This is a genomic window from Listeria innocua (assembly GCF_028596125.1).
In the GTDB taxonomy this organism is placed as follows: Bacteria; Bacillota; Bacilli; order Lactobacillales; family Listeriaceae; genus Listeria; species Listeria innocua.
The window spans coordinates 653,048-677,719 of record NZ_CP117229.1 but is presented as its reverse complement, the minus strand read 5'-3'; the positions used below and the strand labels follow the sequence as shown (position 1 = coordinate 677,719).

The window sequence follows — 24,672 nt, the reverse complement described above, 5'->3', positions numbered from 1 at the left end:
AAAAATCAAATGTTTTTTGTTAAAAATGTAAAAATAAGTTGTTTTTATTTATATAAAAATGGAAATTCGGCTTAATATCAACGTTTTTCTGTTTTTATAAATTATTTTTTTAAATAAAATAAAGAAGTGTTTGAACAGAAAAATTGTCCAAACACTTCTTTTTATAAAACGAGCTCATCCAAAATATTAATCAGTTGATGAATATTTGGTTTACTTACTTGCGCGTCCGCACCTACCCCAGCACCTTTATGTTCCAGGTCTTCTGTAATTAGGGAAGAGAAAATAACAACTGGCAATTCACGACCAATTTCATCTTCTTTAATTACTTTTGTTAAATGGTGTCCGTCCATTTGTGGCATTTCGATGTCTGTAATTAATAAGTTAACATTTTCAAACGTTTGCTCTTTTTGTTCTTTGAGTAATTTGAAAATATGTTCTTGTGCTTCACGACCATTAGCAAAGAACTGCAGATTGGTATAGCCAGCTTCATGAAGTGTATCTTCCAGTAATTGACGTAGCATTTGCGAATCCTCGGCAATGAAAATAGTCTTCTCTTCGCGGTTTACTTTTCGAGTAATACGATCTTCACCAGTAACGGCAAAATCAGCATTTCCGCTAATTTCATAAATGATTTTTTCATAATCAAGTAAGAGTACTAAATTACCATCTAGCTTCACGATTCCAACAGCTAATTCTTCTAAGCCAATCGATAGTTTCTCTGGTTCTTCAATTTGTTCCCAAGAAATGCGCTGAATACGGTGCACCTCGTCGACACGGAAAACGATTTTCATTTGGTTTAGTTCTGTGATAATGAATTTCGTATTTTCTGGTTCGATTTCTGGTAATTTCATCACACGCGCAAGATTGACAACTGGCATGATTTCGCCGCGAACTTGGGAAACGCCTTCAATTGCCGGATTCGAATCTGGTACGGGCGTCACTTCTAGCGGATGAATAATCTCTTTCACTTTTAAAACGTTAATACAAAATAAATTTTCGCCAACTGTAAAAGTAACAATTTCTAATTCATTTGTTCCACTTTGTAGTAAAATTCCTTTTTCTTCTGTCATATTACTGGCCTCCTATCGATTGTTTGTAACTGTATCTTGTAGCATCGTAACTTCATCTAACAATTTTGCTAAATAGCGGTTATTTGGGAATTCGTCCATTGCTTCGCTAATACGATTCGCGCGGTTTTCGGTATCAATTTTGATTGCCCAAAGGTAGAAACGGAAATCGGTACTAAAATTATCGATACCTCGTTCTGCAATCGCAAGCGCCTCATCCAGTACATCGGCATCTACTAAATAATTGATTAGGTTAATATAGCCTTGTTTAGTCACTTCATCTGCGTCGACGATATTGTAAAAATCAAGCGCAATATCGGCAAAATCATATTGGAAGAACAAGTCAGCAATGTGGCTATTAATGCTATCATGGTAGACATTTCGAAGTGCAAGCAAGTAATCAGCAAACTCGCCTTTTCCAAGCGCAATCGCTCGTTCTAATACAAATAAATAACGTTTTTTGCTGATTTTCGGACCGTTTTCAAAGATAAAATCATAAATTTCTCCAACATCACTATTTTTCATGACGCGTTCGATTGGTAATTGCGGATTTTCATAGTGCCACAAGCATAAGTCAGCCGCGTCAATTAATTCTTCTTTAATCCCGAATAAAATGGCCGATTCGCTAATTACTGGGAAGACGTTACGAATGGTCGCGATTTTCACTTCGGTAGCTTCTGCGACTGGCGGGTAAACATCCGTTAGCGACTGAACGATGAGTTCAGATAACTCTGCGTATCCTTGTTGTGTTGTCATCGAAAGTAACCGCAATCCTGTTTCCGTACTAGAAATAAAGTTATGACGTTCCATAAATGCGAAAATTTCTTTTGGTTGATGGAATTTGCTAAGTAACATGATCATTTGGAACATCACGCCGTAATCAGAACTATTTTCTGCATATGCTTTGGAAAAATGAGTCATTGCTCGTGTGTAATCTTTTTCTTCTAAGTAAATCGTTCCAAGCATTTTGTGCGGCATAAAGTTCGTTGCTTCGTATAAAACAATTGGTTGATAGTCGATCGCAGTATTTTCTAGCAAACTTTTATAAATTTCTTTCGCATCCTCGAGTTGGTGATTAACGTATAAGATATTTGCTTTTTTCAGTGGAAATTCTGGTACGTTCGGCCAAATGACTTTCGCTTCTTCAATAATTGCCAAACTTTCATCGTAGCGTTTTTCTTGTTCAAGTAGTTCGGAAATGTGATAGGCGCTTAGTTTTGCCCAAATATAATGGTTATTATCACGTAAACGGAAGGCCTCCGAAAATTCTTTCAAAGCTTCTTTTTTATTTCCAAGCCGATTCATTTCCTGCCCAATATTAAAGTGAACAAAGCCGCTGTTTTTATTATTTTTAACTTCTTTTTCTAATAAGCGCAAATTACGGTCTGATTTGTCTTGTTTTTCAACAATTTCAGACATATAACCATAATGATAAATTTTTACTTCGGCAAGACCTGCTTCAATCGCATGTTTATCGACTGCCTCTAGTTGTTCGTGAATGACGCCGCGGAAACAAATCGTCCCATCATTTTTATAAACCCGCGCCATTTGGTTCGTTGTTGTTACTCGCCCTTTTTCCCCTGTAAAACTAATAATTTGTGCCATTTGAATTGGTTCGATTGGTGATTTTAATTGTTTTTCTAATTTGCGATAACTTTCTTCTTCTAAACATTCGTCTGCATCAATGGCTAAAATCCATTTTCCCGTTGCATGTTTAGCTGCAAAGTTTCTTGCATCAGAAAAGTTGCCTGTCCATTCAAAGTCATAGACAAAATCAGTGAATTCTTTTGCGATTTCCTTGGTGTCGTCAGTGGAACCTGTATCTACAATAATGATTTCTTCTGTAAATTTTCTAAAAGACGCTAAACTTTGTCTTAAAATATGTGCTTCATTTTTGACTATCATACAAATCGAAATTAACGGCCGCATGAATCTTCCCTCTTTCTATCAATTAATTCACTAATTTTATTTTATCGCTGCTCGCTCGGTGTAGTAGATGTTTTTTCGCTTTAGGTAAATCATAAATCATACTTTGCACATCGAACGATTTTGCTACATCGACTGGTATCACATCAGTCGGCTTATCCCCGTTATAAAAACAACAAACCAAATCCATTTTATTAATAATTTGTGCTAAGAATTTCTCATAAGTCGGCTTGGTAATTACCGTATCAAAATAACCAAATGATTGATAGCTACTGCCTAGGCGCTCCAAGTAGTCTATCGCGGATAAAAATGGCTCTGGTAAACATTCTTTTGGTGCAAATGTATAAATTGACAACCGCGGAGCCAAATGCTCTTTTTTTAGAAAATATTGTAAAACTTCATTTTCAATTGATTTATAACAAAGCAAGTGAATATGGTTCACTGGTGCAAATTTTTCTAGGTATGCTTGTATTTCTTGTTTGTCATAATCTGTTAATGTATGGGAACCGCTTAAAAAAAGTTGCAATCAACTCACCTACTTATCTTCATCAAGTGTATCGCGATTAATTGGGCGCACCATGATTTCTACACGCCGATTTTTTTCGCGATTTGTTGCAATGTCATTTTTGGCGACGGGTCTGAATTCTCCGTAACCACGAGCACTAAACTCACCTGGGTTGACTTCGCTGTTTTCTTGAATAATTGCTTCCATGAAATTAACAGCACGCGCGACGCTTAGTTCCCAGTTGGAGGAATAAATCGATGTACTTATTGGCACATTATCGGTATGCCCGGAAACAATACCTTCCATCGTTCCTTTACCTTGCGCAAATAGTTCGCCGATTTCTTTGGCTATCTCGCGTTTGTCTGCAGATAATTCTGCGCTACCAGATTGGAATAAAATATCATCGCGAATGGTGATTAAAAGCCCTTCGTCTGAGTATTTCGTCGTAATTTTTGCTCCCAAATGCTCTGCTGCTATATAGCTATCGATTTGTTTTTTAAATGCTTCAATCTTTTCTTCGTTTTGCTTTTTAAGTAAGGCAGCTGCTGCTTTTTTGGCTTTCTCTTGTTCGTTTGCTTCTTTCTTTTTATCCTGCTCTTCCATCGCCTTCAAGACTGCATTCACATTTGGATCATCTGGTCCTTTTTCTTTGGATACATATGCTTGATTGCCTGCCGCGCCTTCCTCAACAATTTTCTTAAATGCATTTCCCATTTGTTCGAATTTCTTAGCATCAACGGAACTGGAGGCAAACAGAACGATGAATAGCGCAAGTAAAAGTGTCAGCAAATCACTATATGGAATTAACCACGTTTCATCAACGTGTTCCTCCTGCGGTTTCTTGCGACGCTTGGCCACGCTCAATTTCCTCCACTTCTCTCGTTTTCTTCCCTTTTCCATTTCGCAGCACATCTTTCTCTTTTGGACTTAAAAAAGATAATAAACGTTCTTCCACAACACGTGGTGCATTTCTTTCTTGAAGCGCAACGACTCCCTCAATCATCATATATCGCAAATGCACTTCTTTTTGTGATTTTACTTTTAATTTATTGGCAAATGGTGTCCAAAGCACGTAACCGGTGAAAATACCGAAAATCGTACAAACAAACGCCGCGGCTATTGCTTCGCTAAGCTTATCTGGATTCGACATTTCTCCCATCGCATGAATGAGTCCCATTGCTGCTCCAAGTACACCGAGCGTCGGGGCATATGCTCCAGCCGATGCAAAAATCTTGGCATAAGCAGCATGGCGTTCTTCCATACTAGCCACTTCTTCTTCCAAAACATCCCGTAAAAATTCTGGGGAAGATTGTCCATCTACTACTAGACGCATGCCTCGTTTCATAAATGGATCTTCAATTTCATCTACTGAGTCTTCTAGCGCAAGTACGCCGCTACGCCTAATTTCATCGGCATATTCTTTGTACTGCACAAGTATCTCTACTTTGTCTGGCATCTTTTCTTTAGTGAAAAGAATTTTAAACAGTTTCGGTACTACTTTTACATCACTCCATGGGTGCGCCATCATAACAGCCGTAATTGTCCCAAGAATGATAACAATTAATGCTTCTGCGCTAAATAACATCGCCAGTGATATATTTTGAATCATAAACGAACCCGCAATGACTATCACTGCCAACACAAGTCCTATAATCGTTGTTATTTCCACGTTACTTCATCTCCCACCTACTTTTTTCAGCGAACTAATTCCACTTCATTTAACCAAAAAGCAATTAACTCGTTTTCCATTTCTGGTAAATGAACGAAAAACGCTTTGGCATCCGCTTCACTGGCAAATGCTTGCGAGCGGTAATTTTCTTCTTTAACACCTTTTAAAGCGAGAAAATAAAACGACTCGAGTCGGCCTAGAATGACTTCTTTATCCCCGATTTCATAGCCAACTGTTTGTCTAATTTCAAATTCATTTGGTAAAAAAAGTTGCTCTTTCTTTTCAAGCATTAAAATTTGTTCTGCGAGTCCTGGTTTGTCCTCAAAAAACGCTAAATTTTTAATGTTTTCCATTCGTCCCATCTAACCAACTCCATTTCGTTTTTGCTAGGTTTTTATGTAGAAAAAATTATTTAATGTGGCAAGCCCGTAGTCAGCCGGGTTCAAAATCTGCTCTGAACCTCCGATGAAAAGAACACCGCCACGTCTTAGTGAATCTGCAAATTTCTGGTATGCTTGATGTTTTCCTTCTGCCGTGAAATAAATCAGCACATTGCGACAGACAATTAAGTCAAAGCCTTTTTCGTAGTAATCCGTCAGCAAATCGTGACGTCGAAAACGAATAGCTTTACGATATTCAGGTAAAATCTGATATGTATCCCCTTTTTCAATGAATGCGCTACGTCGTTCTTGTTCGTTTAATTCTTCCATTTGGCGGCTTTGATATTCTCCGATGACTGCTCGTTTTAAAATAGCTGGTTCGAGATCCGTTGCCAAAATATCATAGTGCCGCGTGCCCACCGAACGTTCCATCATAATTGCTAGCGAATACGGCTCTTCCCCTGATGAACAAGCCGCACTCCACACGCGAAGCTTCCCGCGACTATCTTCAAGCAGTCTTGGAATCACTTGTTTTTCTAGCACATCCCAACGATTGCGGTTCCGAAAAAAAGCAGAAACGTTGATTGTAATCAAACTAATGAACTCATCTAAAAGCAATGCATCTTTTTTAAGATGTTTGAAAAATTCTCCAAATGTAATATATTTTTTCTTCACGATAAAAGATAAAATCCGCCGTTTCATTTGTGTTTCTTTATAAAGCGTTAAATCTAAACCTAAGTCCCTTTTGACGACACGAGTAAAGTAAAGATAATCCTTCTCCAAATCTGGAATCATTCTTTTTCCCCTCCCCTTAGCTAGGTCGTTACTGACGAATTAATCCGGTTGCTTCTTTGTCGTATACTTTGTCAAACATATTCACGACATTTTTTGAAGCTTGTACCATGCGCTGGTTATCCATCAGTTGTACCATTTCCACGCCTAAATCGACATTGGACGTTTCCAGTACACCGTTTTGAATATTCCCTTGTCCAGCTGGTAGATTCATGGTGTTTATTCCATTGACGTGAAGCCTTCCTTCTCCGTCTTTCACTAAGCTGTCCACTTGATCTGCTGAAACAAATTTTGTTCCAAGACGTCCCAAGTATTGATTAGTTTCTGCATTATATAAATCACCGTTTGCTTCGGCTCGGATAGCTGTTTTTTGGCCAACTTGAATCGCTTCTCCGGTTGAGCTGAGTATATTGGCGCCATCTGCCGTCCGCAAAAAACCAAATTGATCAGTATGGAACTGTCCGCCTCTTGAAAGAGAAATCTCACCATTTTTGGCAGTAATGAAAAAATTACTACCTTGTTCTGGATTTGTGTCTTGCATAAAGAAATCTCGGTCGCGGTTCGTAATATAACTTGATCCAGCCGTTAAATTAATATGTGTCGCCGCTGGTCGAACGCCGTAATCAATCGTTCCAACTTGCCTAGCGACAGGACTGTTCTGATAGTTCACCTTATTCCTAGAAATAACTTCACTTGTGAGCTGATCAAATTTAAAACCTGGCGTCTGCGCATTTGCCACGTTATTAGAATGAACCTGAATATGTTGCATATAGTTCATCATCCCAGCTGCTCCAATGTATAATCCTTTCATTCCAGTACCTGCCTCCTATCCGTCCCAACAAATCGTTCTGCCAACCAACGACTTTTTGGTCTGAAAATATTTTCGGTTATATTTTGCCCGTCAGTCATATAGAGCACCGGCAAATTCGTTTCTTGCATTACCGTGTATAAATCACCAATTCGGGTCGTTTCATCCATTTTTGTAATAATAAAACCATCGATTGGAATTTCTGCTAGTTTTGGTAAAATCGTCATCACATCAGCACTTTTCATACCAGAAGAAAATGTAAAACAAGTTAGATCCGGATGAACGACATTCGTATATGCAGCGATTTCACTTACCGATTCCTCCGCCAAATAGTTCCTACCAACCGTATCAATCAAAATATGATCCACACCGCTAACATACGTCATGTACTGCACGGCTTCTTCCAGTTCAGCAGGGCTTGTCGCAACGATGAGTTCGACGTCAAGTTTATCCGCGTAACCTTGGAACTGCTCTACCGCACCCGAGCGGAAAGTATCTGTTGTAATAAAACCAACTGTGCGATTTTGCTTCAAAAGTTGCCAGCCCAGTTTTACAAGTGTCGTCGTTTTCCCAACACCGGTTTGCCCAATTAAAGAAATAATTCGGTGGTTGCTTAAGTCAAATGAATCTTCCACCGCTAATTTTCCTGATAAATACGGGACAAACCAATCGGTAATATCGTCTAAATGAGCTGTTTCCACTTGTTTAAACTGTTTTCGTCCCGCCTGCATAAAGTCTGCCACATACGTATCGCTTATTCCGCGGCTCTTCAAAAATTTCACGAAATCACTATTTTGCTCGCGCTCCTCACGCATTTTTACAGCAAGCTCGCGGTTTAATGCCGCCAGTTCAAGGCGCATAGTTGTAAGCTCTTCTTCTTGTGTTTTACGTTCTTCAAGGAGTGGCGTTGACTGTGCAAGTTCCGCCCCCGCGGCAAGCATTTCTAGTAGTTTTTCCTTTTTTAATAAATCGTCCGTTTTTGGTCTCGTTTTCACAACTGATTTTTGAAAGGTTTCTTGGAAGTCCATTCGACCATCTGCTATCGCTACTTCACTCATAATGACCGCCGTCACTTCATACTGTTTCTTAAAAATCCCAAGCTTTGTGACACGTTCATCCGTAATTTTATATGGCTCGTTCGTTACTAAGCGAATTTTTTTATGTATTTCTCGCTTGGAATTCGCCTTAAAAATTTCCATCTTTTCCACTAAATGTTTTCCCATTTCTACGGATTACCTCCCTCATCAAGTTGGTTCAATCAACGCAATTTGCTCCACTTCCGTTTCCGGTGACAGTTCACTAATAGAGAGCACCGGTACATCCAATTGATACCTTTCTAGAACTCGTACAAAGCCAAAACGAAAATCTTTCCGCCTTGTTAAAATGACTGGTTCGCGTCCAGTAAGTTGCGCTTTATTTACGGTATCTCTTACTTTTTGGATGATTGGCAGTTCTTTATCGAGCGCCCAGTTCAGCGCGTAGCCATAATACGGCGTGTTAACAATTTCCGTATCCATTTCAATCGAATCTTGTAAAAGTAGCGCGTAAATTTTGCCATCTTGGTTTTTCGCTTGCTCACAAATGACTTTTGAAATCCGCTCTCTGACAAAAGCTGTAATTCCGTCTAGATCATTCGGATAAATTGTTTGTCCGTCAATAATTCCTTCGACAATCGTTGGTAAATCACGAACTGAAATACCTTCTTTCAAAAGTTGTCTAAGTACCCCTTGAATCAACGAATAATCAATTTCTTTTTTCTTAATTTCATCAATTAAAATTTGGTTTTCATCAGCAAGCCCGTCAATTAAATCTTTAATTTGTTGGCGCATCAGTAGTTCATGTAAGTTTTTCCGTAAAACGACATCCAGGTGGGTAATTAAAATACTCAGCGGCTCAAGCACCTGATAGTTTTTCATTTGCGCATCTTCCAATTCTCCCGGCAAAATCCAATAACCATCTTCCCCGAAAATCGGATCCTTCGTCGGCTCAGCGTCAAGGTCCATCATCACGCCTGGTGTTTTTAACGCTAATAAATGTCCTGCTTTTAAAACCCCGCTCGCAACCGCAACACCTTTTACTTTAATTTCGTATTTCCCGCGCGGCTGAAAACTTGTATTATCTTTAAAATTAATCCCAGGAACGCCAATGCCTAAATCTTGTAAAATCGATTTTCGCATCAAGACGACTTTATCTTTCGCCGTTTCACCATTCATTTTTTGTTTCACGAGTGCCGCAATATTTAAGCCAAGTTCGACCACCACTGGGAATTTCTCGCGTGCTGCCCCAAATGCTTGGTTGTGTTCCGCTTCAGCAGAGCTTGTTTCCGACTGGATAAGCTCCATTTCTTTTTCCAGTTCCAACTGTTCTTTTTTCTTTAAATTAAATTGCGTACGGTAACCGATAATACCAAGCACAATCCCAATTCCGACAAAAGGAATCGCAGGGAGTGGGCTAAATACGCCCATTAAGATAAACATTGCAGCAAGCGTATAAACAACCACCGAGTTTTGCATTAATTCTTTAAAAATCCCGACCGCAACGTTATCATCCGAACCATCAAACACTCGAGTAACAATGACCCCGGCTGACATTGCCATTAGTAGTGAACCGATTTGGCTCACGATACCGTCCCCGATAGTTAACTCCGTATATTTAACCGCAGCCTCTCCGAATGACAGTCCGCCTTGAACCATTCCGACAATTAAACCAAAAACGATATTAACAACAGCTAGCAAAACGGTAAAAAGAACGTCCCCTTTTACAAATTTCCCAGCTCCGTCCATTGCCCCGTAAAATTCGGTTTCCATATTCAAGTAAGCGCGTTTTTCTTTCGCTTCCGGCTCTGTAATCAAACGTTGATTCAGATCCGCATCAATCGCCATTTGTTTACCAGGTAAAGCATCAAGCGTAAATCTGGCAGCAACTTCAGCTGTCCGGGATGAACCATTTGCCACAATAAACTGAAAGACGATTAGAATAATAAAAATTACAATCCCAACAACAAAATTACTGCCAATAACAAAGTTCCCGAACTGTTTAATTACTTGTCCCGGATCTCCTGTAGTTAAAATCGCCCTCGTCGTAGAAATATTAATCGAAACACGAAATATCCCCATCAAAAGTAGTAAAGACGGAAATGACTTCAATTCATTCCAATCTTTAATTGATGTGGCACGCATGTAAACTAACACTGAGAACGCCAAGATCGTCACAAGCACTAAATCCAACACAAATGGAGGTAATGGCACAATAAGTGCAATAACAAACGAGACCGCAATCAAGATAGCAAAATATTTTTTTATAGCACCTAAATTCCCCATTTTGAAACCTGCCTTTTCTAAGTTTAGAAAGGTCGCTCATATGTTGTTAGAACTTGATTTTGTCTGCGTCCATCAATTCTTTCATCACTTCAATAACATCTTTATATAAATCTTCTTGTATGTATTCATCTGGATTCGTCGTATAGTAAATACTTCGCGCCAGTTGTCTATTTGTAATCATCGGTACCCCGTCCGTATCCGCCACCTGTCTTATAAACAGTGCCAGCTCATCTTCCCCTTTAACGAGCAATTTGGGCGCATGGTCTTTTGTTTTGTCATAACGCATCACGACCGAGATATGCGTCGGATTATTAACGACAAAAGTTGCGTCCGCCATTTTTTTCGTAATCGAACCTTGGAGAAGTCCCCGTGCAATGCTTCGTTGGCGTTGCTTCACTTCCGGGCGCCCTTCCGAATCCTTCATTTCATCTTTAATTTCTTGCTTTGACATCCGCAAACCTTTTTTATAATCGTAGCGTTGGTAAAAGAAGTCGAGCAGCCCAATTACCGCGATTACTAGGAATAAAGCTAGAAATTCATTTTTAAATAAAGCGAAAATTTGACTGAGTGAGTAGAGCCAATTTTGTCCAGTGTAACTAATGAGTGTATCTAAGTGATCCCGAAAGCCAATGTAAGCCACATAAGAAAGTAATGTGATTAGAAGTAATGCTTTAACAACTTCGACAATCCCCTTGACACTAAACACACGCTTAAAATAGTTCGCCGGATTCAGTCGTTTGAACTGAGGTTTCACAGCCTTTGCGGAAAACAAGATCCCGACCTGCACCCCGTAGTTCATTAAACCGAAAATAACTACCATCACCATGACAGGCATTAGCACTTTGCCAAATTCCATTAAATAAAACAAACTATAACTTTCCATGCTAGCAAGCTTCGGCGGCTGTTTTAAAAGAGCAACAAATGCTTGGATCGTGTTTTTAATAAACATTTCTCCAAAAAAATAAAGAAGCCCAGCTACAATCAGCAGTGAAAAAGCATTATTAAGTTCTTTACTTTTCGCCACATTACCTTCGTTTCGAGCTTTCTTAATGCGGCGCGGCGTTGCTTTTTCCGTCTTATTATCCTTCGCCAAGCTTTTTTCTCCTCCCTATTTTTTCAGTAAATAATCAAAAAACGACACATATTGTTGAATCATCTCATCTGTCAAATTTTTAAAAACTGTACTCAAGATAGGAACTGCGCACGCAAGGATGAAAATCCCAAACGTAATTTTTATAATAAACGCATTCATAAAAATATTGATTTGCGGAGCGCTCTTAGAGATAAAAGCAAGAATGATATTAACGATAAAAATACTACCCATAATCGGAAGTGCAATCGAAACCGCTGATGCGAGCGCAAAACCAAGCGTCCCGAGCAGCAAATCAATAAACCCTTTTTCAAATAAAATCGAAACCGAAGCCGTAAATTCAAACGATTTCATTAAGTAATAAATTAAGTAATCCATACCTTGAAGTGACAAGAATATCACGACAAAGAAAGTATCTAAAATCGCAGCTGTAATCGAGTTTTGCGTCCCGTAAGACGGATCAATCAAGTTTACTTGCGAAAATCCTAAATCATAATCAATCATAAAACCAGCCATTTTTGGAATTACCGCAATGATTTCCACCAATTTCGCCAGCGCTAATCCAAATACCACTTCAGACGTTACCCGGAGTAGCAAATCAGGTAATGTCGTAATACCAGAAACATCGACCCCTGTCGCAACTGGAATAGAGATCGCCATCCCAAAAACAACTTTGACACTGTTCGGAATGTTACGTCCTTTTAAAAGCGGAAAGAAAAATAAAAAACTGGCAACTCGGCTGAAAACAATCACTACAGCAAGGAAAAATTCAAACTCCATGTTTACACCCTAATCATCAGGGGTAATTTGGAAAAGATTCCTACAAATAAATCCGTCATGTGTTCAAACATCCACGGTCCAAGAATAAAGAGCGCCACTACAAAAGCAATAATCTTCGGTAAAAACGTCAGCGATTGGTCTTGAATTTGCATCATCGCCATCAAAATCGCTACCACAATCACGACCACGATACAAATGAGCGACACCGGCAAAATAAGCGCCAGCCCACTATAGAAAAAATCTTGAAAAATTTGCGTAATCGGCGTTAAATTCATTTTGCTACTCCCTTAAAAGTGAATTGTTTGAAAAATCATGTTGGTAATCAATCCATATCCGCCAATGAAAATAAAAACAAGAATCTTAAATGGTAAGCTAATGGTCATCGGCGGCACCATCATCATCCCAAGATACATAAGTAGCGTACTAACAATTAAATCTATAAAAATAAACGCCAAGTATATAAACATCCCAGTTAAAAATCCTTGGGTAATCTGTGTCAAAATAAAAGCAGGCATTAAGGCCATAAGAGGTGCATCTTCTTTTTTTGTAACCGGGTCTTCTCCTTCTGCTTTCAACATCATGTTAATATCATGCTTATATGTATTTTCTGCAACATATTTTGTTAGAAGTGGTTGTGTTTCGTCCCAAACTTTTGACGCACTCCACTCTTCTTTTTGCGAAGGCTTATATACATCGTCATACCAAGCTGTAATTAAAGGTTGCATCATAAACAAAGATAAAAATAACGCCAGCCCTACAAGCACTTGATTGGGCGGTAAGTTAGTTGCACCAAGTCCTTGCCTGGTTAAGCCGAGGACAATAATACAGTAAGTAAAGTGTGTGAACATTAATACAATCGATGCAGACAACGAAAGAACCGTGACTAAAACAAAGAGGGCAACACTAGAATTAACCCCGTCTGTCCCATTTACACCAAGAGAATCAAGCCAACTCTCCGCATGAACATTCACGCCGGGCCAAAAGAAAACCAATGAAATTGCAAAAATAACAACAAAAGATACTTGAAATACTCGTCTAGAAGCTATTTTACGCATTTTCCTTAGTCTCCTCTTTCAAAAGTAATTCTCGGAAAAGTGCCTCATTTTGGATATTATTTCCTTTTAATGACACCGTTCGAATATCATTGTTAGAAATAATAGCCAGCACCTTTTCCCCGTCTGCCTCCAGAAGAACTGCACGTAACTGATGAGAGATTAAGAGAGTGTCTTTCAACTTTATTAGGTCATTTTCGCTTTTTCTCGTGCGATTCGCTTGCTTATTTTTCTTAACTAAAAAATAAGAAATTCCAGCAAGTACTGCTAAAAGTACAATAATTTTTAAAAGTGATAAAAAATATTCCATTCAAGTAAGGTAAATTCACCTTTCACTCCCTTCATCAGATTACAAAAATAAATCATTTTTTCAAAATATATATCAATAAAGTGTTTTTTGTAACTGCAATATAAAATTTTACACCAAATCCAGAAAAAATCTATACTTTTTTTTAAAAATGAAATTGTGTGTAAAAATAAAAAAACAGCCAGCGTAACAGCTGTATCAAAGGAAAACTTCTCATTATTCGATTTATATTTTTCTATTTAACTTAAAAAAAGGTTCTTCATACCCAATCCTTTTGACCTACTCGCGTTCCCTTTACACAACTAACATATATTGTTATTATAAAAATAAACAGAAAATCAATAATACTATAGGATAGAGAGGTATGTGATTGTATGCCTAAATCAGAAATAAGAAAATTACTTCAAGAAATCAAAAAACAAGTAGATGAGCCGGGGAATTCATCTGCTACTGAAATTAAAAAAATGGCTTCAGAAGCTGGCATTAACGAACAAACTGCCGAAGAAATCTACCAATTACTCACTGAATTTTATCAAGCCGTTGAAGAACACGGTGGAATCGAAAAATATATGCATTCCAATATTAGTTGGTTAAAAATCGAATTAGAACTACTTTCTGCATGTTACCAAATTGCTATTTTAGAAGATATGAAGGTCCTTGATATTTCTGAAATGCTTAGCCTAAACGACTTGCGGATTTTTCCAAAGACACCAAGCCAACTACAAAACACCTATTACAAACTAAAAAAAGAGCTTATCCAAGTAGAAGATATTCCGAAAAACAAGCCAGGGAGAAAAAGAAAAACACAAAAGAATACTAAAAAAGAAAAAACCAACATTTTCGGAAAAGTTGTTCCAGCTGAATTTAAAGCGCCAACCTCCATCAAAGAACAAATCAGCTACGACAAATCACGCGAAAAAAATCTAGTCGATCTACTTTCCGGCGTCAAAAGCAATGTTCAACTTTTAAGCGAAAATCAAGGTGAAGAAAATAACGTATATGACTTACTTAAAAGCATCTACTCACTCTCTTCCCTTGCAGTACAAAAAGAAGAACTCGACAAAAAATATCAAGATCTTCAAACAAAATATCAAGAGTTGGAACAAGAAAACTCCTACTTAAAACAACAAAATGAAACAATGACAGACTCGTTCCATACACTAGTACTACAAGTAGCTGATTTTGCTTATGCAAGCGACTTAGACCAGATCCAAGCGCTGCCACTTTTCAGTCAGCAACTCGTTGTAACACTTAACCAACTAGGTGTTTTCAAAGAAAATTATAAGCAAATGTAAGTTATGAAAGGGGTGTTACGATGTATATCGAGATTTATACAGTAAATGGTGAATCAATTCGTCTAGATGACGACGCAAAAATTAATAACATCAGCATCCACGAATTATCCAAAGCAGACCTAAAAAACCTTTTTAACGAAAAATGTATCGAGTTAACGAAATATGACTTAACTTACTTTATCAATACAAATCAAGTGAATTGGTTCCTTGTAAGCGAAGGAATCCATTAAAAAAACGAGCTAGAATTAATTTCTAGCTCGTTTTTAATATTTAAATATCAAATTCACTATCTAAATCACCGTATTGGTTTGGTCCATCACTTTCAAGACACATAAAGACAAGCATAATAATGCTACCAACAAACGGAATTAAATCAAGCAATAAGTATAAACCACTTTTCCCTGAATCATGTAAACGCCGAACCATCAGGCTAATTGTAGGAAGTAATACTGCTAGTAAATATAGCAATATAAGAACCATCATAAAGAGCGCCCCACCACTACTCGCAATACCCGTTCCCCCAAGAGCACTTTCCATAAATATAGAAATGCCAAAAACAAAAGCTAAAAAGTATAATACTGCAAAAATAATAACATTCCAAACTACCACATACCAATACGCTGACCGCGGAGCTCGCCCACTAAAGTTAACGTAATTTTTCCAAAATGATTTATAAGCTTCTAAAAATCCCATATTTCCTCCTATGTATAAAAATTTACTGTTCTTCTAAGAATATACGTCCGCACTTACTTAAATAAACTTTTCATATAAATATTCATAAAATCCACATATAAATCTATAAAAAAGTTAAGTGTTAGTTTTAGCTCGTTTTTCTTTTAAACCTCTGATTTATGATAGACATCTCCATATTGGTTTGGTCCATCACTTTCAAAACACATAAATATTATAATAATAATGGATCCAACGACTGGAATTAAAGCAAGGAAAGCAAGATAGCCACTTTTCCCAGTGTCATGTAGTCGTCTTACAATAAGGCTCGTTAGTGGGACTATAGTAGCCAACCAGTACAACCACCGTAGACCAACAAGAAAGAACATAACTACGATTCCAGCAAAGCCAACCCCATCTATCATTGATGAAGCGCCAAAAATAGCTGCCATAACACGAAGAGGTACAATAATCATCAGGTTCCAAACCACTACATACCAATATGCAGAACCTGGTGCACGACCACTAAAATTCACATAATTCTTCCAAAATGACTTATAAGCTTCTAAAAACCCCATATTTCCCCCTGTGTAATTAAATTTAGTTATAGCACTAAGGATATACGCCACTTGTATTTTGCACAAGGTTAAAATTAAAAGATTCATAAAATAGACACATTTCAACTCACAAACAAAATTAGGACTAATGACACAGGTCTTAAAACTCACTAATGGCCAAAAATCCATTTCTTAAAAATCCACGAATAAAACGCTTTTAAATTATAAAGCTTCTCGTAGTTCCTAAAAATTAATTAAAAAATAGATACAATTTAATCTTTCAAAGTAATTAGTGGTATGTATAAATGAATGCCGTTTTTATAAGAACGTCTTTCATTGTATGATTTATACTACATTACAATTTAAACGCCTCTATCTGTGATAAATTCTGAAAGTGGATGCTTTCCCAAATATCCATATCTTTGTTCACTTAGAAAATCCCCAGTGGCATTTATAAATATCAGTAAATGCCGAACACCTCGAACTTTCCCTTGTCCGAGGTGTTTTTATTACTATCTTTTACTAAGTTGTTTTCTTTTCTTCTTTTGCATAAAAAAGGCTCACTAACAAAAGCACTTGTTTTATTTCAAAATATTTTAAGTATTCACTTGCTATAATAAACCCATTTATTTCCTCAACTGTGTACCTCTAACCTCTGTAACATCGCATGTTCCACAACTAAAAATAGCCTTCATCTAATAGTACATTTTTTTAAACATATATTCTTTTATTGAGTGGAAAAAGGACTAAAAAGTTAAAACAGCTATTAACATCAATGTTCCCAGTATGTTAAAATTACTCAAACTTAAATCACCTCTTTAAACTTAAATAAAAATCAATTATGCAAAAAATACATATAAATAACAAAAAATAGATAGGAATAATAAATACAAACATTCCCTCATTAAAATTAATTATGTTTTGGTTCTCCCATGCTAGAAACATAAACAAAGCGTCTAATAAGGCTAAACTAGCAATCATTATTTTACGAAGCTGTATGCGATTTACAAAATACGCATAAGTAAGTATACACAAACATAAACCAATAATTATATAGCCCGGTAATTGATTATCATCTAGTTTAATGCCAATCCCCCTACCTGTAGCGAAAATAAATGACAACAACCAGAGAATATTAAAACACGATAAAACCATTAGAGCAGTATAATATCTTTTATTCATATTTTCTTTCCTCCACTTCTCAGTAATATCCCCGGAAAAGTAAAAGTGGAACAAAGATAGATAATGCTAAAACGATATAAAACCACCACATACTAAATAGTTTTAAAAACTCTCCCCCTCGAATAAGTGCTACTAATCCACCAATCAAGAGGAGTGGAAAAGCTAAATACATAATAAAAAACATATTTTGTGACAGTACTCCACCGATTGCAGCACCGAGCATTAAAACACCTCCAAGTAGATGGTGCTTACGAACAAACAAAGAACCTACTACTCCAGAAATGGAAAATATGCTCGTTAATAAAATGGATAACAACCAATAACTAAAATCTATATCACCTATATCTGGTATCGTAAATCCCAACATAGTAGTTGCCGCTAAAATTCCAAATATCCCCCCACATAAGCCTAAACAAAACTCTGTAGTTCTTCCTATATTTTTGTTCATTTTTATCACTCTTTCCAATTATTTACCTATGATATTTAATAGGTTCCAACTTTATAAGGTTTAAAATTATTCGTAAATAGATTAGGTAAAGCGTTTGGAAGAATACTTGTTAAAGCCGCAGAAAATCCTTGTATTACATTTGCAGATCCGCTTCCAAAGTAAAAGGATTGGAATACCATTTTCGAGCAGTAATTAGGATCCGTTGTGAGTGTTCCAGAAGTAAGCCTATAAGTAATATGGCGATTTTTAGTATAACTATGTGTACTACTCCAAAATTTGGCGTCTGCATAGTCTGCACACTGCTTAGCCATCGCTTGGTTTGGCATTCGCCATAATTGAATCCATTTCGCAATGTGTGGAGCAGATGAAGCACCTTGTTCATTGGATGTACCAAAAATCCAGTTTTGTTTAGTGAATTGGTGGTTATTATTTGAAATCCCACCTATGAACCAACTTGCAAAATTTTGGCTCCCAGACATTTCTAAAATATAATTATCAGTTGTTGCAATTGCTGCATGCCCGGCTCCACCACCAACTATTAGTATGTCTCCTTTTTGGATTGCTGCTTTCAACCTGTTTCCGTTAGAAGTAGTACTTCGTTGTTCTATTTTCAACTCAGAATTCGCATGCCCCTCTCCATCAGGAAAAGCACCATAATTATAACTTTCAGAAAACCATTCGTCATAAGAATCACTTGTATTAAATTCATCTTTCAGTGCTGAATAGGTAACCTGGTTTGTTTCATAATTTTCTTTAAACGCATCATAAGGATATAGTTTACTCGCTATCTTTCCCTCTGCTATCCCTTTTTGGTATAAATAGGCAATCTTTTGATCAGACTCTTCCGCAAATACTGTTCTGCTTAAACATTGGCTAAGAAAACAAACACATAAAAAAACAAACAACCATTTCTTCATCTTTTCCCTTCGCTCTCTAGTTTATTTTGCTTTTACTTGTAGAATAGAACCTACTTATTTTGTAATGAATTATGCACAAACGCATAGTAACATGGTATTTATGATTGGTTATTATTTAGTGTTATAAATGATACACTGCAAGAAATACAGAAATACATTTTATGTCTAGTACATTTTGGAATAAAACGTATTTATTATTGATTCCGTTAAGGTTCTTTTAGTGTGTGATTTATACTACATTGCAGCCTATTAGATTCAAGCAATGATATATTTTTGAAGTGGTGATTTCCCAAACACCCATATGTTTTGTTTACTTGAATTCCCAGTGGCATTTACAAATATTAGTAAATGCAAAAACACCTCGAACTTTCCCTTGTCCGAGGTGTTTTTATTACTAGTTCTTATTAATTTGTTAGCAATTCTTAAAGCTTAAGTGTCCCATGTATTCTTGGTAAATAGTATTTAGATTAATATTCCGTTTTTCTATTCGTGTTCAATGTACTTTTAGTTCTTTATTCCACTCAATTCTGAGAAGATTTTATCTACTACACTTTTCTGCCCCTCAACATAGCAAATATATTTCCAAAAAAAATACTCCTAGTGGCTGCTAACAACCGCTAAAAGTATAAAAGGGAGTTTAAGGTAAGTAAAGACAATCCACTACAAAAAAGGGAGAAAAAGTAATGGCATTGTCATTGCTTATGGTTATATAATACCCATCTCACCCAATCCAAACCCTTTTTTTGTATTAAAATTAGATGACGAATTTAACTAAAATGCAACAGAACAAAATTATTTGTCTTCTCGCTCGATTTCATTTTCAAGATTTTTTAAAACTTCGGCTTGTACTTGATTGACCGCTGCTTCTGTGTCGCTGTTTTTAGGAAATAATTTATTTCTTTTATTAGGATCAAGATTTATTTTTCCGAAAACAACTGCTGTCGGGACATAATAGTCATCTTCTGAATCTTTTTGCAACAACAACAGGTATTTTTCTTCTTTTTCCATTTTTGTATAGCCAGCGATATGGTATGTCGTATTCGTTTTGGCATCGTAACCTTCATTTTCATAAACAGGGATTATCATTTCTTTTGCTAAATTGTCATTCGTTTCATTTTTTAAAACTTGAGCTATTTTAAAAGTGGACATTCTAGATACACCTATCACAGCATCATCTGAAGCTCGCTCTATTATTGAATCTCCGCGCTTTTCTAGTTGACCTGTTACGATGACATTACTAGCGTTTTCTAGTTCATCCCCACTCTCATAACCGTCGATTTTAGCTTCTGCCACTACTTCGGTGAACGGTTTTGGTTTCATCTGTTGATAAATTAAATATCCTCCGATAATCAATAGGAAAGCTGCAACCACAGTGCTGAAAATCCATCTTCTTTTATTCATAAAAGTTCCTCCTCGTTGTCATCATCTCTCTTAATTTAAATAGTACACTTCTTTTATCAAAATTAAAACACTTGAAACAGTAGACTTAAAGCCTAGCGTTTCAAGTGTTTTTTTAGTTTAACATTACGATTCCTTATGATTTTTATACCATTCTTCTGCTTTTGAAGTGGCAATTGGGATGGCGCGGCTTTCTGAGTAGCCATCTTTTAATAGCGCGTTGCCGATTTCAATTGCTTTTTCGCGTTCGGTCTTTCTTAGATTTTTCCACGAATCAGGATAATCATTTTTTGTCCACGGCACGACCTCTCACCTCGCTTTTAATTAATAGGAGCACCGCCAGTAATTCCGTATACTTGCCCAGTCGTATAACTTGCTTCATCTGATGCTAGCAGCACATAAGCGCTCGCAAGTTCCGCTGGTTGACCTGCTCGTCCAAGTGGCTGATTTTGACCAAATTCTGGAATACTTTCTTGTGGTTGCCCTCCAGAAATTTGTAGCGCTGTCCAAATTGGACCTGGTGCAATTGCATTAATACGAATTCCTTTTTCACCTAGTTGAGCAGCTAAACTTTTCGTTAATGAAATCAAACTACTTTTTGTCATTGCATAGTCAACGAGATGAGCGCTTGGTTTAACGCCTTGAATGGAGGACGTTAAAATGATACTTGCTCCTGCTTTTAAGTAATTAAGTGCTTCTTGAATTGCGAACACAACAGAGAAAACATTCACTTCAAATGTGTCACGTAATTGTTCAGCTGGAAGTTTTTGAATATCTAATTGATATTGCTGTAGTCCAGCATTTAGCACTAGAATATCTAGTCCACCTAACTCGTTATATGCTTTTTTCACTAACTCTTTCGCTAAACCTTCTTTTCGTAAATCACCTGGTAGTAAGACGCATTTCTGTCCAGCTTCCTCAACAATCGCTTTAACTTCCTGTGCATCTACTTCTTCATCCGGATGATAATTTATCGCGACATCAGCACCTTCTCTAGCGTAGGCAATAACCGCAGCTCGACCAATTCCCGAGTCGCCCCCTGTTACAAAGGCTTTTTTTCCGGTTAATTTGTTCGCACCTTGATAACTTGATTCGCCCGTATCTGGCACAGGTGTCATTTTACTTTGAAGACCTGGATAATCTTGCCGTTGTTTTTCAAATTTTCCCGTATGGTATTTGTTTAATGGATTTTCTTTATTCATCATAAAACCTCCTATATTTTTGCAACGTAACCCATTACTAGATAGGCTACGAAAATTATTAAAATGGCCAATATAAGTATCCACCAAATATTAGCGCTAAGTTTTCGCTTCACTTTTTTATTTCCCATTTTCATTCCCCCCATTACTTTATGTTTTCCCTCCTGTTTTACGCTAAAACGTTTAACATCAAATTGAAAAAGAATTGTAGTAAACATGAAAAAAAAGAGAACGGAAACCCGCTCTCTCTTTAAACAATTTCTATTAACTTCTGAGTCCTCGTCCTTTATTGATTAAATACCAACAAATCGAGTACAGAACGACACTAAATACAACAAGAATGGATAAAGAAATTACTACTGGTACATCTGTAACTCCTAGGAAACCGTAGCGGAATCCGGAAATCATATAGACAATCGGGTTCACTTTAGAAATTGCTTGCCAGATTGGCGGTAACATCGAAATCGCGTAAAATACGCCACCTAGATACGTTAACGGTTGTAATACAAAAGTTGGAACAATGGATACATCGTCAAATGATCTAGCGAAAATCCCATTAATAAGTCCCGCAAGTGAAAATAAAATTGCTGTCATTAAAAAGGTAATAATACCAATCGTCCAAGAATGAATGTGAATCGGCACAAACACCATCGAAATAAGCGTAACAAGTGCTCCCACTAGAACACTTCTACCAATCCCGCCAATCAAAAAGCCCCAAATAATGATATGTGTTGGCACTGGCGCAACAAGAATTTCTTCAATATTTTTCTGAAACTTCTGCGAGAAAAAGGAAGACGATACGTTGGCGTAAGAACTCGTAATAACAGACATCATAATCAGCCCAGGAACGATATACTCCATATAGGAAAAGCCATTCATATCCCCAATGCGGCTACCAATCATTTTTCCGAAAATAATAAAATAAAGCGAAGTCGTGATAACTGGCGGCACGAGTGTCTGCACCCAAATTCGCATATAGCGGTTGGTTTCTTTCGCCGCTAAACTTTTTAACGCTGTAAAATATAGATTAAACATGTTTCTCCCCCACTTGATGTTTTTCTTCTGTAATTTTCAAAAATAGTTCTTCCAGGCGATTCGATTTATTACGCATTGAAAGCACTTTAATGCCGTGTTCGCTTAATTGTTCAAAGATATGATTGACCCCTTGATTTCGTTCGACCTCAACAGATAACGTTTGTTTATCTTCAAAAACATGATTATAGCCCGTAATTTCGAAAGTTCCCTCATACGGTTCTAAATCAAAAATAAACGTTTCAAACTGTAATTTAGAAAGTAGTGATTTCATGCTGGTATTTTCAATCAACTCCCCAGATTGAATAATACCGATATTACGACAAAGCATCTCTGCTTCTTCTAAATAATGCGTCGTCAAAATAATCGTCGTACCACTTTCATTCAACTCTCTTAAAAACGTCCACATCTCACGTCTAAGCTCAATATCCACACCAGCAGTTGGTTCATCTAAAATGAGCAACTTCGGTTCATGCATGAGAGCACGCGCAATCATCAAGCGACGTTTCATCCCACCTGAAAGCATCCGCGCACGTTCATTCCGTTTCTCCCACAAATTCGATTGCTTTAAATATTTCTCACTACGTTTAATGGCTTCCTTACGAGAAACACCATAGTATCCAGCTTGGTTAACAACGATTTGCTGAACCGTTTCGAATGGATTGAAGTTGAATTCTTGCGGCACAAGCCCGATTTGTTGTTTTGCCCGAACAATATCTTTATCTAAATCATAGCCAAAAACGCTCACTTCACCTGATGTTTTATTGACAAGTGAGGTGATAATGCCGATAGTCGTGGATTTCCCAGCACCATTAGGACCAAGCAGTGCATAAAAGTCCCCTTCTTCTACCGTTAAATCAACACCGCGTAACGCTTCGACTCCAGTGGAATAAATTTTTCTTAACCCTTTTATTTCAAGTGCATAAGTCATGTAATTGCTGTCTCCTTATAAATTATGATTCCTTTATTTTAGCACTTATTCGCTAATAAGAAAAAACAATCGTCTTCCACGTAAAATAGTGCGAAAAGACGATCATTTTTTAATTAATATCTGCTCATCGTTCTTCTTGATACCCCTAAAATTAGCAAGAACCAACCGACGACAAAGCAAACGCCACCGATAGGCGTAATCGCACCTAAAATGGATACTTTGGAAATACTTAACACATATAAACTACCCGAGAAAAAGACAATTCCGATTGAAAATAAAATTGCTGCCCAAGCGTAAAGCCGGCTAGCTTGTTTTTCCATTAATATTCCAACGATTAAAATGCCAACTGCGTGAAACATTTGATACTGAACGCCGGTTTCCCAAGTACTCGCATAACTTCCAAGTACGTCTTTTAAAGCATGCGCCCCAAAAGCTCCAAGTAAAACTGCTAACCCTGCAAAAATGGCTCCAGTAATAATTGTTTTCTTCATAGTTACCCCCTAAAAATCAAGCAACGAGTCTCCATTCGCGCCGTCTTCTAACTCTATTTTCTTCCCATCCATACTTGTGATTTGAGCTGGTTCAGAAGTTGGAATTGAGACATTCGTCACTTCTTCGCTTCTTTCCTCGCCCGTTTTTGCAAGTTGAACAAGAAGCATCAAGCCATGCAAATGCTTATCTTGACTTGCTTTTGTTGTTGCTGCTTTTGCTTTCGCTAATTCACTTTCCATTTGTTCAAAAATCTTTGAATCTGCAATAATCATTTTTCCTCAACCTCAATTGTTTTAATAACGCGCGCTGGGTTACCGGCAACGACGACATTATCGGGGAAGCTTTTCGTTACAACTGCGCCTGAAGCAACCACGACATTATTTCCAAGTTTCACGCCCGGATTAATAATTGCCCGACCGCCAATCCAAACATTATCGCCAATTTCAACTGGTTTACCAAGCTCTAGCCCACTATTACGTTCTACTGGATCAAGGGGATGCGTTGCCGTATAAATATGAACACCTGGCGCCATCATACAATTATCACCAATATGTACTTCACAAACGTCTAAAATCACACAATCAAAATTAGCGTAGAAATTTTCGCCAACATAAATATTAGAACCATAATCTACGCGAAAATCTGGTTCGACGTAAACATTTTCTTTTGTTCCGCCGAATAGACGCTTAAGCACGCTTTTACGAGACTCAGAATCCATTGTATCGTTAATCTCTCTGCAGAACTTACGCGCACGACTTCTTCCGTGTACAAGTTCTCTGTCGCTAGGATTATACATTTCTCCTGCAATCATCTTTTCTAGTTCTGTCTTCATCCTGACACATCCAATCCACGTTTT

General features: G+C 37.3%; 29 protein-coding genes. 2 read left to right on the top strand and 27 right to left on the bottom strand.

Annotation, left to right across the window (positions count from 1 at the left end; all coding sequences use genetic code 11):
* Positions 1-161: 161 nt before the first annotated feature.
* The 15 genes from PQQ29_RS03845 to PQQ29_RS03775 are packed head-to-tail and all read right to left on the bottom strand — an operon-like array spanning position 162 to position 13,699.
* The gene (locus PQQ29_RS03845; RefSeq protein WP_003760944.1) at positions 162-1,070 is read right to left on the bottom strand and encodes a chemotaxis protein; all 909 of its coding nucleotides are present in this window, start codon (positions 1,068-1,070) and stop codon (positions 162-164) included.
* 12 nt (positions 1,071-1,082) lie between these two features.
* Positions 1,083-2,996 (bottom strand): transcriptional anti-repressor GmaR, encoded by a 1,914-nt coding sequence (gmaR, locus tag PQQ29_RS03840; RefSeq protein ID WP_010990558.1) that lies wholly within the window; start codon positions 2,994-2,996, stop codon positions 1,083-1,085.
* Positions 2,997-3,018: 22 nt separating this feature from the next.
* Entirely contained in the window at positions 3,019-3,519 is a 501-nt protein-coding gene (locus PQQ29_RS03835) for a hypothetical protein (protein ID WP_003760941.1), read from the bottom strand.
* A 9-nt stretch (positions 3,520-3,528) separates the two neighbouring features.
* Positions 3,529-4,356, bottom strand: coding sequence for a flagellar motor protein MotB (locus PQQ29_RS03830; protein WP_003760940.1), 828 nt, complete (start codon positions 4,354-4,356; stop codon positions 3,529-3,531).
* Entirely contained in the window at positions 4,316-5,167 is an 852-nt protein-coding gene (motA, locus tag PQQ29_RS03825; RefSeq protein ID WP_003760939.1) for a flagellar motor stator protein MotA, read from the bottom strand. The genes PQQ29_RS03830 and motA overlap by 41 nt, the downstream gene beginning before the upstream one ends.
* 26 nt (positions 5,168-5,193) lie before the next feature.
* Complete coding sequence (locus PQQ29_RS03820; protein ID WP_185520588.1) at positions 5,194-5,529, bottom strand: DUF3964 family protein; 336 nt, start codon at positions 5,527-5,529, stop codon at positions 5,194-5,196.
* Positions 5,530-5,553: 24 nt separating this feature from the next.
* Entirely contained in the window at positions 5,554-6,342 is a 789-nt protein-coding gene (locus PQQ29_RS03815) for a CheR family methyltransferase (protein ID WP_003760937.1), read from the bottom strand.
* 28 nt (positions 6,343-6,370) lie between these two features.
* Positions 6,371-7,150, bottom strand: coding sequence for a flagellar basal-body rod protein FlgG (locus tag PQQ29_RS03810; RefSeq protein WP_003760936.1), 780 nt, complete (start codon positions 7,148-7,150; stop codon positions 6,371-6,373).
* Entirely contained in the window at positions 7,147-8,370 is a 1,224-nt protein-coding gene (gene flhF, locus PQQ29_RS03805) for a flagellar biosynthesis GTPase FlhF (protein WP_003770884.1), read from the bottom strand. Before flhF ends, PQQ29_RS03810 begins: the two co-directional genes overlap by 4 nt.
* Before the next feature lie 21 nt (positions 8,371-8,391).
* Complete coding sequence (locus PQQ29_RS03800) at positions 8,392-10,467, bottom strand: FHIPEP family type III secretion protein (RefSeq protein ID WP_003765567.1); 2,076 nt, start codon at positions 10,465-10,467, stop codon at positions 8,392-8,394.
* 46 nt (positions 10,468-10,513) lie between these two features.
* A complete protein-coding gene (flhB, locus tag PQQ29_RS03795) occupies positions 10,514-11,560 on the bottom strand; it encodes a flagellar type III secretion system protein FlhB (RefSeq protein WP_003770881.1) in 1,047 nt (348 codons plus the stop codon).
* Positions 11,561-11,575: 15 nt separating this feature from the next.
* Positions 11,576-12,337, bottom strand: a complete 762-nt coding sequence (locus tag PQQ29_RS03790) for a flagellar biosynthetic protein FliR (RefSeq protein ID WP_003724417.1) — start codon at positions 12,335-12,337, stop codon at positions 11,576-11,578.
* 2 nt (positions 12,338-12,339) lie between these two features.
* On the bottom strand, positions 12,340-12,612 hold the full coding sequence (locus tag PQQ29_RS03785; RefSeq protein ID WP_003718817.1) for a flagellar biosynthetic protein FliQ: 273 nt from the start codon (positions 12,610-12,612) through the stop codon (positions 12,340-12,342).
* Between the two features lie 12 nt (positions 12,613-12,624).
* On the bottom strand, positions 12,625-13,392 hold the full coding sequence (locus PQQ29_RS03780; RefSeq protein ID WP_003760928.1) for a flagellar type III secretion system pore protein FliP: 768 nt from the start codon (positions 13,390-13,392) through the stop codon (positions 12,625-12,627).
* Positions 13,385-13,699, bottom strand: a complete 315-nt coding sequence (locus PQQ29_RS03775; RefSeq protein ID WP_003765560.1) for a hypothetical protein — start codon at positions 13,697-13,699, stop codon at positions 13,385-13,387. The genes PQQ29_RS03780 and PQQ29_RS03775 overlap by 8 nt, the downstream gene beginning before the upstream one ends.
* A 371-nt stretch (positions 13,700-14,070) precedes the next feature.
* Here PQQ29_RS03775 and mogR point away from each other — a divergent pair, with 371 nt between their 5' ends.
* A complete protein-coding gene (gene mogR, locus PQQ29_RS03770) occupies positions 14,071-14,991 on the top strand; it encodes a motility genes transcriptional repressor MogR (protein WP_003770875.1) in 921 nt (306 codons plus the stop codon).
* 20 nt (positions 14,992-15,011) lie between these two features.
* The gene (locus PQQ29_RS03765) at positions 15,012-15,221 is read left to right on the top strand and encodes a lmo0673 family protein (protein WP_003721793.1); all 210 of its coding nucleotides are present in this window, start codon (positions 15,012-15,014) and stop codon (positions 15,219-15,221) included.
* Between the two features lie 40 nt (positions 15,222-15,261).
* Here the strand turns inward: PQQ29_RS03765 and PQQ29_RS03760 are convergent, their stop codons facing one another.
* The 12 genes from PQQ29_RS03760 to PQQ29_RS03705 all read right to left on the bottom strand — a co-directional run bounded on the left by PQQ29_RS03760 (position 15,262) and on the right by PQQ29_RS03705 (position 24,648).
* Positions 15,262-15,684: a DUF805 domain-containing protein gene (locus PQQ29_RS03760; RefSeq protein ID WP_187984025.1), complete on the bottom strand. Its 423-nt coding sequence runs from the start codon at positions 15,682-15,684 to the stop codon at positions 15,262-15,264.
* Between the two features lie 143 nt (positions 15,685-15,827).
* The gene (locus PQQ29_RS03755) at positions 15,828-16,238 is read right to left on the bottom strand and encodes a DUF805 domain-containing protein (RefSeq protein WP_003760920.1); all 411 of its coding nucleotides are present in this window, start codon (positions 16,236-16,238) and stop codon (positions 15,828-15,830) included.
* 1,180 nt (positions 16,239-17,418) lie between these two features.
* Entirely contained in the window at positions 17,419-17,847 is a 429-nt protein-coding gene (locus PQQ29_RS03750) for a hypothetical protein (protein ID WP_003760916.1), read from the bottom strand.
* A gap of 35 nt (positions 17,848-17,882) precedes the next feature.
* Positions 17,883-18,764 carry a hypothetical protein gene (locus PQQ29_RS03745; RefSeq protein ID WP_187984024.1) on the bottom strand — a complete coding sequence of 294 codons (882 nt, stop codon included), beginning with the start codon at positions 18,762-18,764 and terminating at the stop codon, positions 17,883-17,885.
* A 792-nt stretch (positions 18,765-19,556) separates the two neighbouring features.
* On the bottom strand, positions 19,557-20,165 hold the full coding sequence (locus PQQ29_RS03740; RefSeq protein WP_187984023.1) for a hypothetical protein: 609 nt from the start codon (positions 20,163-20,165) through the stop codon (positions 19,557-19,559).
* Positions 20,166-20,288: 123 nt separating this feature from the next.
* Entirely contained in the window at positions 20,289-20,465 is a 177-nt protein-coding gene (locus PQQ29_RS03735) for a DUF2188 domain-containing protein (protein WP_003724412.1), read from the bottom strand.
* A gap of 17 nt (positions 20,466-20,482) precedes the next feature.
* Positions 20,483-21,367, bottom strand: coding sequence for an SDR family oxidoreductase (locus PQQ29_RS03730; protein WP_187984022.1), 885 nt, complete (start codon positions 21,365-21,367; stop codon positions 20,483-20,485).
* A gap of 258 nt (positions 21,368-21,625) precedes the next feature.
* Entirely contained in the window at positions 21,626-22,396 is a 771-nt protein-coding gene (locus PQQ29_RS03725; protein ID WP_003760909.1) for an ABC transporter permease, read from the bottom strand.
* Positions 22,389-23,324: an ABC transporter ATP-binding protein gene (locus PQQ29_RS03720; RefSeq protein WP_003760906.1), complete on the bottom strand. Its 936-nt coding sequence runs from the start codon at positions 23,322-23,324 to the stop codon at positions 22,389-22,391. Before PQQ29_RS03720 ends, PQQ29_RS03725 begins: the two co-directional genes overlap by 8 nt.
* A 113-nt stretch (positions 23,325-23,437) precedes the next feature.
* Positions 23,438-23,815 carry a DUF423 domain-containing protein gene (locus tag PQQ29_RS03715; protein WP_010990547.1) on the bottom strand — a complete coding sequence of 126 codons (378 nt, stop codon included), beginning with the start codon at positions 23,813-23,815 and terminating at the stop codon, positions 23,438-23,440.
* Between the two features lie 9 nt (positions 23,816-23,824).
* Positions 23,825-24,088 carry a DUF5327 family protein gene (locus PQQ29_RS03710; RefSeq protein WP_187984021.1) on the bottom strand — a complete coding sequence of 88 codons (264 nt, stop codon included), beginning with the start codon at positions 24,086-24,088 and terminating at the stop codon, positions 23,825-23,827.
* The gene (locus PQQ29_RS03705; RefSeq protein WP_003760901.1) at positions 24,085-24,648 is read right to left on the bottom strand and encodes a maltose acetyltransferase domain-containing protein; all 564 of its coding nucleotides are present in this window, start codon (positions 24,646-24,648) and stop codon (positions 24,085-24,087) included. Before PQQ29_RS03705 ends, PQQ29_RS03710 begins: the two co-directional genes overlap by 4 nt.
* Between the last annotated feature and the right edge of the window lie 24 nt (positions 24,649-24,672).

What these genes read in the sequence shown, in the direction of transcription:
- PQQ29_RS03765 (WP_003721793.1), top strand. Translation starts at nt 15,012, where the DNA reads ATGTATATCGAGATTTATACAGTAAATGGTGAATCAATTCGTCTAGAT.
- PQQ29_RS03715 (WP_010990547.1), bottom strand. Translation starts at nt 23,815, where the DNA reads ATGAAGAAAACAATTATTACTGGAGCCATTTTTGCAGGGTTAGCAGTT.
- PQQ29_RS03755 (WP_003760920.1), bottom strand. Translation starts at nt 16,238, where the DNA reads ATGGGGTTTTTAGAAGCTTATAAGTCATTTTGGAAGAATTATGTGAAT.
- PQQ29_RS03750 (WP_003760916.1), bottom strand. Translation starts at nt 17,847, where the DNA reads ATGAACAAAAATATAGGAAGAACTACAGAGTTTTGTTTAGGCTTATGT.
- PQQ29_RS03725 (WP_003760909.1), bottom strand. Translation starts at nt 22,396, where the DNA reads ATGTTTAATCTATATTTTACAGCGTTAAAAAGTTTAGCGGCGAAAGAA.
- PQQ29_RS03790 (WP_003724417.1), bottom strand. Translation starts at nt 12,337, where the DNA reads ATGGAGTTTGAATTTTTCCTTGCTGTAGTGATTGTTTTCAGCCGAGTT.
- PQQ29_RS03760 (WP_187984025.1), bottom strand. Translation starts at nt 15,684, where the DNA reads ATGGGATTTTTAGAAGCTTATAAATCATTTTGGAAAAATTACGTTAAC.
- PQQ29_RS03730 (WP_187984022.1), bottom strand. Translation starts at nt 21,367, where the DNA reads ATGATGAATAAAGAAAATCCATTAAACAAATACCATACGGGAAAATTT.
- PQQ29_RS03785 (WP_003718817.1), bottom strand. Translation starts at nt 12,612, where the DNA reads ATGAATTTAACGCCGATTACGCAAATTTTTCAAGATTTTTTCTATAGT.
- flhF (WP_003770884.1), bottom strand. Translation starts at nt 8,370, where the DNA reads ATGGGAAAACATTTAGTGGAAAAGATGGAAATTTTTAAGGCGAATTCC.
- PQQ29_RS03740 (WP_187984023.1), bottom strand. Translation starts at nt 20,165, where the DNA reads ATGAATAAAAGAAGATGGATTTTCAGCACTGTGGTTGCAGCTTTCCTA.
- mogR (WP_003770875.1), top strand. Translation starts at nt 14,071, where the DNA reads ATGCCTAAATCAGAAATAAGAAAATTACTTCAAGAAATCAAAAAACAA.
- PQQ29_RS03780 (WP_003760928.1), bottom strand. Translation starts at nt 13,392, where the DNA reads ATGCGTAAAATAGCTTCTAGACGAGTATTTCAAGTATCTTTTGTTGTT.
- gmaR (WP_010990558.1), bottom strand. Translation starts at nt 2,996, where the DNA reads ATGCGGCCGTTAATTTCGATTTGTATGATAGTCAAAAATGAAGCACAT.
- PQQ29_RS03705 (WP_003760901.1), bottom strand. Translation starts at nt 24,648, where the DNA reads ATGAAGACAGAACTAGAAAAGATGATTGCAGGAGAAATGTATAATCCT.
- PQQ29_RS03745 (WP_187984024.1), bottom strand. Translation starts at nt 18,764, where the DNA reads ATGAAGAAATGGTTGTTTGTTTTTTTATGTGTTTGTTTTCTTAGCCAA.
- PQQ29_RS03845 (WP_003760944.1), bottom strand. Translation starts at nt 1,070, where the DNA reads ATGACAGAAGAAAAAGGAATTTTACTACAAAGTGGAACAAATGAATTA.
- PQQ29_RS03820 (WP_185520588.1), bottom strand. Translation starts at nt 5,529, where the DNA reads ATGGGACGAATGGAAAACATTAAAAATTTAGCGTTTTTTGAGGACAAA.
- PQQ29_RS03815 (WP_003760937.1), bottom strand. Translation starts at nt 6,342, where the DNA reads ATGATTCCAGATTTGGAGAAGGATTATCTTTACTTTACTCGTGTCGTC.
- PQQ29_RS03775 (WP_003765560.1), bottom strand. Translation starts at nt 13,699, where the DNA reads ATGGAATATTTTTTATCACTTTTAAAAATTATTGTACTTTTAGCAGTA.
- PQQ29_RS03800 (WP_003765567.1), bottom strand. Translation starts at nt 10,467, where the DNA reads ATGGGGAATTTAGGTGCTATAAAAAAATATTTTGCTATCTTGATTGCG.
- PQQ29_RS03810 (WP_003760936.1), bottom strand. Translation starts at nt 7,150, where the DNA reads ATGAAAGGATTATACATTGGAGCAGCTGGGATGATGAACTATATGCAA.
- PQQ29_RS03710 (WP_187984021.1), bottom strand. Translation starts at nt 24,088, where the DNA reads ATGATTATTGCAGATTCAAAGATTTTTGAACAAATGGAAAGTGAATTA.
- PQQ29_RS03720 (WP_003760906.1), bottom strand. Translation starts at nt 23,324, where the DNA reads ATGACTTATGCACTTGAAATAAAAGGGTTAAGAAAAATTTATTCCACT.